Annotated in this window: 11 protein-coding genes; 5 read left to right on the top strand and 6 right to left on the bottom strand. The window is 67.0% G+C overall.

Annotated elements, in window-relative coordinates; genetic code table 11:
- Positions 1–9: 9 nt before the first annotated feature.
- The 4 genes from P7B02_RS09580 to P7B02_RS09565 form a co-directional block, all read right to left on the bottom strand.
- On the bottom strand, positions 10–222 hold the full coding sequence (locus P7B02_RS09580; RefSeq protein WP_277786122.1) for a hypothetical protein: 213 nt from the start codon (positions 220–222) through the stop codon (positions 10–12).
- Positions 223–312: 90 nt separating this feature from the next.
- On the bottom strand, positions 313–1,167 hold the full coding sequence (locus tag P7B02_RS09575; RefSeq protein WP_277786121.1) for an NAD(P)H-hydrate dehydratase: 855 nt from the start codon (positions 1,165–1,167) through the stop codon (positions 313–315).
- 5 nt (positions 1,168–1,172) lie between these two features.
- Positions 1,173–1,736 carry a histidine phosphatase family protein gene (locus P7B02_RS09570; protein ID WP_277786120.1) on the bottom strand — a complete coding sequence of 188 codons (564 nt, stop codon included), beginning with the start codon at positions 1,734–1,736 and terminating at the stop codon, positions 1,173–1,175.
- A 4-nt stretch (positions 1,737–1,740) separates the two neighbouring features.
- Positions 1,741–3,282 carry an acetyl-CoA acetyltransferase gene (locus tag P7B02_RS09565; RefSeq protein WP_277786119.1) on the bottom strand — a complete coding sequence of 514 codons (1,542 nt, stop codon included), beginning with the start codon at positions 3,280–3,282 and terminating at the stop codon, positions 1,741–1,743.
- Positions 3,283–3,512: 230 nt separating this feature from the next.
- On the opposite strand from P7B02_RS09565, the gene P7B02_RS09560 reads away from it, so the two are divergent.
- Positions 3,513–3,851: a P-II family nitrogen regulator gene (locus tag P7B02_RS09560; protein WP_277786118.1), complete on the top strand. Its 339-nt coding sequence runs from the start codon at positions 3,513–3,515 to the stop codon at positions 3,849–3,851.
- Positions 3,852–3,892: 41 nt separating this feature from the next.
- Positions 3,893–5,302 (top strand): type I glutamate--ammonia ligase, encoded by a 1,410-nt coding sequence (gene glnA / locus P7B02_RS09555; RefSeq protein WP_277786117.1) that lies wholly within the window; start codon positions 3,893–3,895, stop codon positions 5,300–5,302.
- A gap of 58 nt (positions 5,303–5,360) precedes the next feature.
- Here glnA and P7B02_RS09550 read toward each other — a convergent pair whose 3' ends face one another.
- A complete protein-coding gene (locus tag P7B02_RS09550; RefSeq protein ID WP_277786116.1) occupies positions 5,361–5,924 on the bottom strand; it encodes an HAAS signaling domain-containing protein in 564 nt (187 codons plus the stop codon).
- On the bottom strand, positions 5,921–6,283 hold the full coding sequence (locus tag P7B02_RS09545; protein ID WP_277786115.1) for a PadR family transcriptional regulator: 363 nt from the start codon (positions 6,281–6,283) through the stop codon (positions 5,921–5,923). The genes P7B02_RS09550 and P7B02_RS09545 overlap by 4 nt, the downstream gene beginning before the upstream one ends.
- Before the next feature lie 206 nt (positions 6,284–6,489).
- Between P7B02_RS09545 and P7B02_RS09540 the strand changes: the two genes are divergently transcribed.
- The 3 genes from P7B02_RS09540 to parE all read left to right on the top strand — a co-directional run bounded on the left by P7B02_RS09540 (position 6,490) and on the right by parE (position 11,480).
- Entirely contained in the window at positions 6,490–7,923 is a 1,434-nt protein-coding gene (locus P7B02_RS09540) for an amidohydrolase (protein WP_277786694.1), read from the top strand.
- On the top strand, positions 7,920–9,278 hold the full coding sequence (locus P7B02_RS09535) for an amidohydrolase family protein (protein ID WP_277786114.1): 1,359 nt from the start codon (positions 7,920–7,922) through the stop codon (positions 9,276–9,278). Before P7B02_RS09540 ends, P7B02_RS09535 begins: the two co-directional genes overlap by 4 nt.
- A gap of 114 nt (positions 9,279–9,392) precedes the next feature.
- The gene (gene parE / locus P7B02_RS09530) at positions 9,393–11,480 is read left to right on the top strand and encodes a DNA topoisomerase IV subunit B (RefSeq protein ID WP_277786113.1); all 2,088 of its coding nucleotides are present in this window, start codon (positions 9,393–9,395) and stop codon (positions 11,478–11,480) included.
- The last annotated feature ends 100 nt before the right edge of the window (positions 11,481–11,580 follow it).

Raw genomic sequence — 11,580 nt, 5'->3', positions numbered from 1 at the left:
CCGACCGGACTACTTGCCGGCGGCTTCAGCCAGCTCTTCCTCGGTCGCCGGGCGGCAGACCTTCTTGGCCACGCGGGCGCCAGGCGTTTCGACCTTGGCGCAGACCATCTTCTTCTTTTCCGCCGGCTTTTCGGCGGCAGGCTTGTCCTGCGCCGGAGCGCCTTCGGACGGTTGGGCCGCGACGGTGGAGGCGGCGGCAAGCAAAGCGAGCAAGAGCGACATAGGGAGTAATCCGACTTTGAGAGAACAGCGCCGCGAATGCAGTAACAACTAAACCCCCGCCGTCTAGAGACCGCCGCTCGATAATCGACGCTATCGCAGATTTTGCCCCATTTTTGCGACGAACAGCTCATTCAAGGCGGCTGGAACCAGATCCGGCAGATCCTCGGAGATCAGGCCGGGGCCAAATTCACCTGCGCATCGGGAATGCAGCCACACGGCGGCGCAGGCGGCTTCGAAGCTGGGCATGCCCTGGGCGATCAGGCCGGCGCAGAAGCCCGCCAAGACATCCCCGCTTCCCGCCGTCGCCAGCCAGGGAGAGCCGTTCGGATTGACTGACACCCGGCCGTCCGGCGAGGCGATGACCGTCTCCGGCCCCTTGAGGATGACCACCGCCCCTGCCCGCTCGGACGCTTCACGCGCGGCGGCCTCTCGTCCCTTCTCTTCCAGCAAGCCGGGAAACAGCCGCGCGAACTCGCCCGGATGCGGGGTCAGCACGTCGTCGCGATCAAGGACCGAAAAGAGGTTGTCGGGGTCGTCCTGAAAGCTGGTCAGGGCGTCGGCGTCGATCACGAGGGCCGCGCCGGTGGTCGTCAGGGCGAAAAGATTGAGCGTTGTGCGCTCCCCCACCCCGGCGGCCGGGCCTATGACGGCGGCGTCGGCCGTCTGCGCCAGCTCGGCCAACTGATTGGGCTCGTCGAAGCCGCGAAGCATGACGGCCTCAAGATGAGCAGCGTTGGTGGCCAGGGCCTCCGTCGGCGACAGCACCGTCACCACCCCAGCCCCGATGCGCAGCCCGCCACGCGCCGCCAGCCGCGCGGCTCCGGTGCTCCAGGCGTCGCCGCTGACGACGACCATTCGTCCCCGGGCGTGCTTGTGAGCATCGGCAGACGGCCACGGGAAGAGCGGCAGCCAGAGGTCGGGATCGTTGCGCAGGGTGTGGGCCATGGCGGTCACAATACCTGAGTGGAGGCCTCCGCTCCCTGCTCCACGAGAGAAAGCCGCCCATCCTTGACCTCGAACACGGTGATAGAGGCGTGGTCGGGGCGGAAGACCACCGCGCGATCGTCACCGACCGCCGTCCCGACAGCAGCATTCAGCGCCACGAAGTGGCTGAAGACAGCGCAGCCCTCGTACTCGGCGACCGCCGCCGCAACGCCGGCGGCCCAGTCGGCATAGTCCAGATCACCCTCGATCTCGCCCCAGCGGGCGCCGAAGGCGGCGCGCAGCCAGGCCGGGCGCTCCTCGCCCGTAAGCGCCTTCGGCGTCGGAATTTCTCCGACGCGGGGGTCGATCTCCACCGCCGCGCCCAGGGCGTCGGCGAAGGGCTGGGCGGTCTCCCGGCACCGGCGCAGCGGTGAACTGATCACCCGTCCCGGCCGCTCGGTCTCTGGCAGAGCCATAAGAGCCTCGGCGGCGGCCCGCGCCTGAGCGTGGCCCGTCTCATCGAGGCCCGGATCATCGTCAGCTCCGCCCCAAGTGGAGGCCGGCTTGCCATGGCGGATCATGCGGATCATAGGTTCAGTCCGGAACGAAGAGGTTGCGCACGCCATCCGGGTGCGGGCCGACGGTCCCCGTGCGGCCGACGGACTCGACGGCTTCGAGGCCGCGCAGGGTCGCCTCGTCCTCGGGCGTGTTGGCGACGAAGCGACGCCCATCCCCGTCCCGGCCGATGACGATCCCCATGCGGTAGCCTTCACGTGAATGAATGACGGTGTAGGCCTCGATGGTGGCCTGCCCCTGCGGCCGTTCGATGACGGGCGGGTGCGGCAGGGCTTCGATCCGGGCCTGGATCACCTTCGGATCCTCACGCTCCCACCGCCCTTCGACCGGACGGGTGGAATAGATGCCCACCGACTGCTTGGTCAGATGCCAGCCGTTGGCGGTGCAGAGACCATAGGCCCCGGGCCGCGCCCGCAGCCGGCCCATCATCTCCGCGATCCCGTGCATGGCGTAGTTGTTCCCCGGTCCGCCGAAGTACGGCAGCCCGCCCGTGACGGTCAGGCCGCGCGGGTCGTCGATGGACAGACCCAACTCCTCGGCCGCCACCTGCACCGCCGACGGGAAGCAGGAATAGATGTCGAAAAGGTCGATGTCGGCGAGGCTGATCCCGGCCATGTCCAGCGCCCGTTCGCCCGTCAGGCGGATCGCCGGACTGGAATGGTAGTCCTGCCGGTCCAGCAGGTTCCACAGGTCGGCGGCGTCGGCGCAACCGTGCAGAAAGACCCAGCGATCCTCGGGCACGCCCAGTTCCCGCGCCTTGCGGACGCTGGCGATCAGGACGGCGGCGGACTGGTCCACCTCGAGGATCGAGTTGACGTACTTCGGATAAGGAAAGCCGACCATGCGGTTGGCCGGCGTGACCGTGACCAGTTCCTCGGCCGTCCGAGCGATGGGGAACCAGGCGTTCGGATTGGCGGCGGCGACTTCGGTGAAGGGCGCGAACAACTTGCCGATGCGCCGCTGGTGATCGGGGATCGAGCGGCCGTCTCGCGCCCGCAGCGCGTTCTCGAACAGCGGATAGGTGTTTGTGGGGAAGGCCAGGCCGTGGGCTTCCTCATGCGGCGTGGCGCCCGGTCGGGGATCGCCGACCATGTTTGGCGCCTCGCTGACGTCGTCGCTCCAGTCCGCCCCGAAACCCAGGCCACCCTTCAGCCGCTTCATCAGCGAGCCCAGGAACTCCGCTCCCGCCACCAAGCCCAGTTCCACCTCGCCACGGCTGATCCGTTCGGCGAACTGGTTGATCAGCATCTGCGGGGTGTTGCCGCCGGTATAGGTGTACATATGAACAGTAGGCGATGCGCCGAGCGCCTTCGCCAGACTGGCGGGAGGGTTGAGCAGGCGCGGAACAGGCAGGCGCGAGAGGCCGCCCGGCGCGTCGATCGAGAAACCCACGACCGTCAAACCGTCGATCTCGGCAAGAACCGTCTCAGGAAGCCCGGCGTCGGAGGCGGCTGATTTCGCCGCAATCTTCAGCAGTTCGAGCGGTGATGGTGAATCCGCGGCTGAGCCGCGATGCGTAAATTGGCTCGAACCGATGAGAACCGGCGTGTCATCCCGCATTCCATGCGCCTTCCACCCTTGTTGGAGATCAATCCTAGGGGCCGAACGGACGTTCACAAGGCGGATTTCGACATGCGCAAAACGCAGGCTCGCATCGCCCATTTTTTGTGCATATGAAGCTTCTGAGGCGGGCGGTAAGGATTCGTAAGTCTGGGCTCTTGTGGCCCCGCCCCGCCCCGTGCTCCGTCGCGCCCATGTAACGAAAGGCGGCCCTCTCCGGCCGAGTTTCCATGAAGAAGATCGAAGCCGTCATCAAACCCTTCAAGCTCGATGAGGTGAAGGAAGCCCTCCAGGAGATGGGCGTCCAGGGGATGACGGTGCTGGAAGCCAAGGGCTACGGCCGCCAGAAGGGCCATACCGAGCTCTATCGCGGCGCCGAGTACGTCGTGGACTTCCTGCCCAAGATCAAGATCGAGGTGGTCGTCGAGGACTCTCAGGCCTCCGCCGCCATTGAGGCCGTGATCGGCGCCGCCCGCACCGGGCGCATCGGCGACGGCAAGATTTTCGTGTCGGACATCGTGGACGTGATCCGCATCCGAACGGGAGAAAACGGCGCGGCCGCCGTCTGACGACGGCCCGACGACAGCAAAGAGCTCAAAGGGGATAACGAATGAGCACGGCCAGCAAGATCCTTGCCGAGATCAAGGAAAAGGAAGTCAAGTACGTTGACGTCCGCTTCACTGACGTTCGCGGCAAGATGCAGCACGTCACCTTCGACATCGACCTGGTCGACGAGGACTTCCTCAACGACGGCACGATGTTCGACGGCTCCTCGATCGCCGGCTGGAAGGCGATCAACGAGTCCGACATGAAGCTGCGCCCGGACCTGGAAAGCGCCTATATCGACCCGTTCTACCAGCAGACCACGCTGTGCCTGTTCTGCGACGTGCTGAACCCCGACACCAACGAGCCGTACAACCGCGACCCGCGCTCCATCGCCAAGAAGGCGCTGAGCTACGTGAAGTCCTCGGGCGTGGGCGACACCGTCTATTTCGGCCCGGAAGCCGAGTTCTTCATCTTCGACGACGTGAAGTGGGACACCTCGCCCCACAACACCGGCTACTCCTATGACTCGGTCGAACTGCCGACCAACACGGGCAAGGCCTATCCGGAAGGCAACATGGGCCACCGCCCGGGGCCGAAGGGCGGCTACTTCCCGGTGAACCCGATCGACAGCGGCCAGGACCTGCGCGGCGAAATGCTGGCGGTCATGGGCGAGCTGGGCATGAAGCCGGAAAAGCACCACCACGAAGTGGCGCCCGCCCAGCATGAGCTCGGCCTGAAGTTCGACACCATGGTCACCATGGCCGACCGCCTGCAGCTCTATAAGTACGTGATCCACAACGTGGCCCACGCCTACGGCAAGACCGCCACCTTCATGGCCAAGCCGATGTTCGGCGACAACGGCTCGGGCATGCACGTCCACCAGTCGATCTGGGGCAACGGCAAGCCGCTCTTCGCCGGCGACAAGTACGCCGGCCTGTCGGACCTGTGCCTGTGGTACATCGGCGGCATCATCAAGCACGCCAAGGCGATCAACGCGTTCTCGAACTCCACGACGAACTCGTACAAGCGCCTGGTGCCGGGCTACGAAGCCCCGGTGAAGCTGGCCTACTCCTCGCGCAACCGCTCGGCCTCGATCCGCATCCCGCACGTGGACAGCCCGAAGGCCAAGCGCCTGGAAGCCCGCTTCCCCGACCCGATGGGCAACCCGTACCTGACCTTCGTGGCCCTGCTGATGGCCGGCCTCGACGGGATCGAGAACAAGATCGATCCGGGCGCGCCCGCCGACAAGAACCTGTACGACCTGCCGCCCCGCGAGCAGAAGAAGATCCCGGAAGTCTGCGGCTCGCTCCGCGAGGCCCTGGAAGCGCTCGATAAGGACCGCGCCTTCCTCAAGAAGGGCGGCGTCATGGATGACGACTTCATCGACAGCTACATCGAGCTGAAGATGGAAGAGGTGATGCGTCTGCAACTGCACCCGCACCCGGTCGAATTCGACATGTACTACAAGTGCTAAGCTCAGCCGCTTAGACGAAAGACAGAAGGCCCGCGGAGCGATCCGCGGGCCTTTTTCGTCAGCGGCGGGCCAGGGCCCGGACCGCGCCCAGCAGGATCAACCGGCCGAAGACGTAGGAGGCGGCGATCAGCACCGCGCCCACCACGTAAATCTTGTCGCCCGCGATGTCCTTGGCCCGGCTGAGATCGTCGTTCGTGCCGATGAAGAAGCCGGCCTCACCGACCCACAGGCCGGTGTGGACGGGATCGACGACCTCCATGACCATGGCCACGGCCCCGCCGGCGGCCAGACAGAACAGGCACAGGACCGCCACGAAGGCGACCAGGGCGATGAGGCTGCGATGCACCCGACGGGCGATGGCGCCCAGCAGGTCGCCGCCGCGCTGTGAACCCAGGGCGCCGGACAGGTCCATCTCGTCCATGAACTTGCGGGCATAGGCGTCCGGCCTGCCGAAGCCCTCCACGGCCTGAGCCGGCGTCAGACCACGCGCGAGACGCTCGTACATGTGGGCGCGGGTCTCATCGACAATCCCCTCGCGCTCCGGCGAGGGCATGCGCGATAGCGCCCAGCCGAGCTTGCGCAGCCAGGCTTCGACCTCGGGGTTGCTGTTGGCGTAGGTCATTCCCCGCCCCTTTCCAAGAATGCGCCGAGGCTGGCGCTGACGCGCGACCACTCGGCCTGTTGTTCGACAAGTTCGGCGCGCCCCTCGTCGGTCAGCGCGTAGTATTTGCGCGGCCGTGCGCCCGCCTCTTCGATCCGCCATTCGGCCTTGGTCAGGCCGGCCTTCTCCAGGCGATGCAGCAGCGGATAGATCGTGCCCTCCGCCAGGTTCAGCCCGGCCTCGGCCCGGAGCCTGTCGAGGATCTCCAGTCCGTAGTGCGGACACTCCTTGAGCACGCTCAGAAGGGCCAGCTCCGCCAGTCCCTTGAGCAGCTGTGCGCGGCGGCTCTCGGCCGCATCTGATTTTGTTTCGCCAGTCATCTTGTATTGCAAGATATCAGGTGAACCACGGTCCGCAACCGCGCTGACATGAAGCTTTCGCAATGTTGGAAACAAAGCGCCGTTTTCCGGCCGTCTAACCGGCGATATCGCTTGATCGTATACGGAAACTGGTCTCGATTTCGCCGCACGTTTTCCAGGAGGGGGCGACATTGAGTAGCTTCATGAGGGCGGCCTTGGCCGCGACAATGCTGACGGGTCTGGCGTTCGCCGGCGCGTCCAGCGCATCCGCGCAAGCGGCGAAACCGGCGGCCAAGCCCGCCGAGAAGGTGGCGGCGAAACCGCTGCCGGCCGGGCTGGACCCGTCGAAGGGTCCCGCCCCCTTCGCCTCCACCTACAAGCCCCTGCCCGGCCAGCCGACAGCCATCGTCGGCGCGACCATCCTGACGGCCACCGGCCAGCAGATCGACAACGGCGTCATCTTCTTCTCCGGCGGCAAGATCGTCTCGGTAGGCGCAGCCGGAACGCCGGTCCCGGCGGACGTCGCCGTGATCGACGGCAAGGGCAAGTGGGTGACGCCCGGCGTCATCGACGCCCACAGCCACCTGGGCGTCTATCCCTCACCTGGCGTGCAGGCCAAGTCCGACGGCAACGAAGCCACCGATCCGAACACCGCCCAGGTCTGGGCGGAGCATTCGGTGTGGCCGCATGACCCCGGATTCAACCGCGCCCGCGCCGGCGGGGTGACCACCCTGCAGATCCTCCCGGGCTCGGCCAACCTGTTCGGCGGCCGCTCGGTGACGCTGAAGAACGTGCCGTCGCACACGATGCAGGCGATGAAGTTCCCCGACGCCCCCTACGGCGTGAAGATGGCCTGCGGCGAGAACCCCAAGCGGGTCTATGGCGGCCGCGGCCGCTCGCCGTCCACCGCCATGGGAAATGTGGCCGGCTATCGCGCGGCCTGGATCAACGCCGCCGACTACAAGCGCAAGTGGGACGACTATCACGCTAAGGCGGAGAAGGGCGAAAAGGCCGACGCGCCCAAGCGCGACCTGCAGCTCGAAACCCTGATGGGCGTGCTGAACGGCGAGATCCTGGTGCAGAACCACTGCTATCGCGGCGACGAAATGGCCGTGATGATCGATATCGGCAAGGAGTTCGGCTACCGCACGACCATGTTCCACCATGCGGTGGAGGCCTACAAGGTCGGCGATCTGCTCGCCAAGGAAGACATCTGCTTCGCCACCTGGGCGTCTTGGCAGGGCTTCAAGATGGAAAGCCTGGACGGCATCGATGCGAACGCCGCCATCGCCTACAAGGCCGGCGCCTGCACCGTCATCCACTCCGACGACCCGATCATGACCCAGCGCCTCAATCAGGAGGCGGCCCTGGCCATGGCGGCGGGCAACCGCATCGGCATGAACATCAGCCGCGCCGAAGCCATCGCCTGGATCACGGCCAACCCGGCCAAGGCCCTGGGCATCGCCGACAAGACCGGCAGCCTCGTCGCCGGCAAGGCCGCCGACGTGGTCCTGTGGTCCAGCGACCCGTTCAGCGTCTACGCCAAGGCCGAGAAGGTCTTCATCGACGGCGGCCTCGCCTACGACCGCAACGATCCGAAGTTCCAGCCCAAATCTGATTTCGAGCTCGGCCAGCCGGGTGAAGGGGCGTTCCACCAATGATCCGCACCACGCTTTTCGCGGGGGCCTGCGCCCTCGTCCTGACCACGGCGGCTTCGGCCGAGACCGTGGCCATCACCAACGCCAAGATCGAGACGGTCGCGGCGGCCGGCACCATCGCGGCCGGGACGATCGTCCTGACTGACGGCAAGATCACCGCCGTCGGCGCGAATGTGTCGGTTCCGTCCGGCGCCCGCGTCATCGACGCCAAGGGCGGGGTCGTGACCCCCGGCCTGATCGCCCCGTCCAGCAATCTGAGCGCCTCCGAAATCGGCGGCGTCCGCGAGACGCGGGACGATGGGTCGGGCACCGAAATGTCGGCCGGCTTCGACATCGCCTACAGCGTCAACCCGGACTCTCCGGTCATCGGCCTGGCCCGCGACGGCGGCGTCACCAGCGCGGCCATCACCCCCACCCTGTCGGGCGGCGGCGGCGGCGCGCACCGTGACGACGGCGACGCGGAGATGGAAGCCCTGCGCGAAAACACCGCCGGCCGCGCCAGCGACGGCGATCCGCGCCTGTTCGCCGGTCAGGCGGCCCTGATCCGACTGGCCGCCGGCGATCCGGACATCGTCACCAAGGCCAAGGTCGCCGTGGCCCTGGATCTCGGCCAGGCCGGGGCTCGTGCGGCCGGCGGCTCTCGCGGCGCGGCGATTGTGCTGGTGAAGTCGGCGTTCGAGGACGCCCGCGCCTTCGCCCGCAACCGCTCAGCCTTCGAAAAGGGCGCGACCCGTGACTTCGGCCTGTCGCGCATCGATCTCGAAGCGCTGGTTCCGGTGGTCGAGGGCAAGACCCCGCTGCTGGTCCGGGTCCGCCGCGCCTCCGATATCCGTCAGGTCCTGAAGCTGGCGGCCGAGGAGAAGGTGAAGATCATCCTGGAAGGCGCCGAGGAAGGCTGGATCGCGGCCGCCGACATCGCCAAGGCCGGCGTGCCGGTGATCATCGACACCCAGGCCGACCTGCCCGACAGCTTCGAAACCCTGGCCTCGCGCCTGGACAACGCTGCTCGTCTGCAGGCCGCGGGCGTCGCCGTGGCCATCACCGGCTCGCGCGACTTCAACAACCTGCGCCTCCAGCGCCTGAACGCCGGTCTCGCGGTGGCCAACGGCATGCCCTACCAAGCGGCCCTGGCCTCGGTGACGGCGGTTCCGGCCAAGATCTGGGGCATGTCCTCGGTCGGGACGCTGGAAGTCGGCAAGACCGCCGATGTCGTCCTTTGGAACGGCGACCCGCTGGAGACCACCACCTGGCCGACCGCGGTCTTCGTGGGCGGCTACCAGCAACCGACGGACTACCGCGGCCTGAAGCTGCGTGACCGCTACGCCCGTCCGGCCGGGGCCTATCCCCGCGCCTATTAGGGTTCTGAACGTCCCCTCCCCCGCTTCGGCGGGGGAGGGTTTCAGGCGCCGCTTGCTCGAGACCCTACGCAGCGCCTAAGGAAGCCGGCTCGAATCGCCTAGACTTCCATCCAAATGTCCCAGTCTCCCCAAAGCTCTCTGTTCGATGACGCCCTGAGCCCGGCGCCGGCCAATCCGTTGCCGGCCCGCGAGCCCGCGCCGATCCATGCGCCGACGCCCGCCGCCGCAGCTCCCGCACCGGCTCCGACCGCCAGTGCGCCCGCGCCCAGCGGCGGCTACTCTGCCGCCGACATCGAGGTGCTGGAGGGTCTTGAGCCCGTCCGCAAGCGCCCGGGCATGTACATCGGCGGCACCGACGAGCGGGCGCTGCACCACCTGTTCGCCGAAATCCTCGACAACTCCATGGACGAGGCCGTGGCCGGCCACGCCAAGCTGATCGAGGTGACCCTGGACGCCGACGGAGCCCTGACGGTGAAGGATGACGGCCGCGGCATGCCCGTGGACCCGCACCCCAAGCATCCGGGCAAGTCGGCGCTGGAAGTGATCATGACCGTCTTGCATGCGGGCGGTAAGTTCAGCGGCAAGGCCTACGAGACCTCCGGCGGTCTGCACGGGGTCGGCGCCTCGGTCGTGAACGCCCTGTCGGAGATCCTTGAGGTCACCGTCTGGCGCGACGGCTTCGAGCATCGCCAAGACTTCTCGCGCGGCAAGCCGCTCGGCCCGCTGCAGCAGATCGCCCCGTCCAAGAAGCGCGGCACGGCGGTGAAATTCCTGCCCGACGCCGAAATCTTCGGCGAAGGCGCGATCTTCAAGCCCGCGCGCCTGTACCGGATGGCCCGCTCCAAGGCCTATCTGTTCCGCGGCGTGCAGATCAAATGGAAGTGCGACCCGTCGCGCATCCACGACCAGACCCCCGCCGAGGCGACCTTCCATTTCCCCAACGGCCTGGCCGACTTCCTGGCCGAGCGCACCAAGGGACTGGAGACGGTCACCCCCGAACCCTTCGCCGGCCGCATCGAGCGTCAGGGCGAGGCCGGCGCCGTGGAATGGGCCATCACCTGGACCCCGCGCGGGTTCGGCGAGGCCGACGGCTTCATCCAGTCGTACTGCAACACCGTGCCGACCCCCGAGGGCGGCACCCACGAGTCCGGCCTGCGCGCGGTGCTGGTGCGCGGCCTGAAGGCCTATGCCGAACTGATCGGCGAAAAGCGCGGCGGCATCCTGACCGCCGACGACGTGATCGCCCAGGCCGGCACCCTGATCAGCGTGTTCATCCGCAATCCGGAATTCCAGGGCCAGACCAAGGAAAAGCTGTCGTCCAGCGACGCCCAGCGCCTGGTCGAGAACGCCCTGCGCGACCCGTTCGACCACTGGCTGACCGGCAGCCCCAAGGCCGCCCGCGCCCTGCTCGACTTCGTGGTCGAGCGCGCCGAAGAACGCCTGAAGCGCCGCAAGGACAAGGAAGTCCAGCGCGCCAGCGCCACGCGCAAGCTGCGCCTGCCCGGCAAGCTGGCCGATTGCTCCGGCACGGCCGTGGACGGCGCGGAACTGTTCATCGTCGAGGGTGACTCGGCCGGCGGCTCGGCCAAACAGGCCCGCAACCGCAAGACCCAGGCGATCCTTCCCCTGCGCGGCAAGATCCTGAACGTGGCCTCGGCCACGGGCGACAAGCTGGTCGCCAACAAGGAGCTGTCGGACCTGATGCTGGCCCTGGGCGCCCAGGGCGGGAACAAGTACCGTGAGGAAGACCTGCGCTACGAGCGCATCATCATCATGACGGACGCCGACGTCGACGGCGCCCACATCGCATCCCTGCTGATCACCTTCTTCTACCGGACGATGCCGGACATGATCCGGCAGGGTAAGCTCTACATGGCCCTGCCGCCGCTCTACCGGATCAGCCATGGCGGCAAGACGGTCTATGCCCGCGACGACGCCCACAAGGACGAGCTGCTGGCCACGGACTTCAAGAACAAGAAGCCCGAGATCGGCCGCTTCAAGGGTCTGGGCGAGATGATGGCCGCCCAGTTGAAAGAGACCACCATGGACCCGGCGGTGCGCACCCTGGCGCGCGTCACCCTGCCCCGCGCCGAGGAGTCGGTGGGATCCCTGGTCGAGACCCTCATGGGCCGCAAACCCGAGCTGCGATTCAGATTCATTCAGGAGAACGCCGAATTCGCTGCGGACGACTTGGACGTCTGATCGTTCGGATCACGATCAAATCCTGTGCAGATTTGCGCCGCGAGCTTTGAGCCGCGGCGCAATGTCTTTTAAGACTAGTGTTCGCCAGGACTTAATTTCG

The organism is Caulobacter segnis (assembly GCF_029543125.1).
GTDB classification, from domain to species: domain Bacteria; phylum Pseudomonadota; class Alphaproteobacteria; order Caulobacterales; family Caulobacteraceae; genus Caulobacter; species Caulobacter segnis_D.
Note: the sequence above shows the minus strand (reverse complement) of the source record. Positions and strands in the feature narration are given on the sequence as shown.

What these genes read in the sequence shown, in the direction of transcription:
- P7B02_RS09545 (WP_277786115.1), bottom strand. Translation starts at nt 6,283, where the DNA reads ATGACTGGCGAAACAAAATCAGATGCGGCCGAGAGCCGCCGCGCACAG.
- P7B02_RS09540 (WP_277786694.1), top strand. Translation starts at nt 6,490, where the DNA reads ATGCTGACGGGTCTGGCGTTCGCCGGCGCGTCCAGCGCATCCGCGCAA.
- P7B02_RS09550 (WP_277786116.1), bottom strand. Translation starts at nt 5,924, where the DNA reads ATGACCTACGCCAACAGCAACCCCGAGGTCGAAGCCTGGCTGCGCAAG.
- P7B02_RS09570 (WP_277786120.1), bottom strand. Translation starts at nt 1,736, where the DNA reads ATGATCCGCATGATCCGCCATGGCAAGCCGGCCTCCACTTGGGGCGGA.
- P7B02_RS09560 (WP_277786118.1), top strand. Translation starts at nt 3,513, where the DNA reads ATGAAGAAGATCGAAGCCGTCATCAAACCCTTCAAGCTCGATGAGGTG.
- glnA (WP_277786117.1), top strand. Translation starts at nt 3,893, where the DNA reads ATGAGCACGGCCAGCAAGATCCTTGCCGAGATCAAGGAAAAGGAAGTC.
- P7B02_RS09580 (WP_277786122.1), bottom strand. Translation starts at nt 222, where the DNA reads ATGTCGCTCTTGCTCGCTTTGCTTGCCGCCGCCTCCACCGTCGCGGCC.
- P7B02_RS09575 (WP_277786121.1), bottom strand. Translation starts at nt 1,167, where the DNA reads ATGGCCCACACCCTGCGCAACGATCCCGACCTCTGGCTGCCGCTCTTC.
- P7B02_RS09535 (WP_277786114.1), top strand. Translation starts at nt 7,920, where the DNA reads ATGATCCGCACCACGCTTTTCGCGGGGGCCTGCGCCCTCGTCCTGACC.
- P7B02_RS09565 (WP_277786119.1), bottom strand. Translation starts at nt 3,282, where the DNA reads ATGCGGGATGACACGCCGGTTCTCATCGGTTCGAGCCAATTTACGCAT.
- parE (WP_277786113.1), top strand. Translation starts at nt 9,393, where the DNA reads ATGTCCCAGTCTCCCCAAAGCTCTCTGTTCGATGACGCCCTGAGCCCG.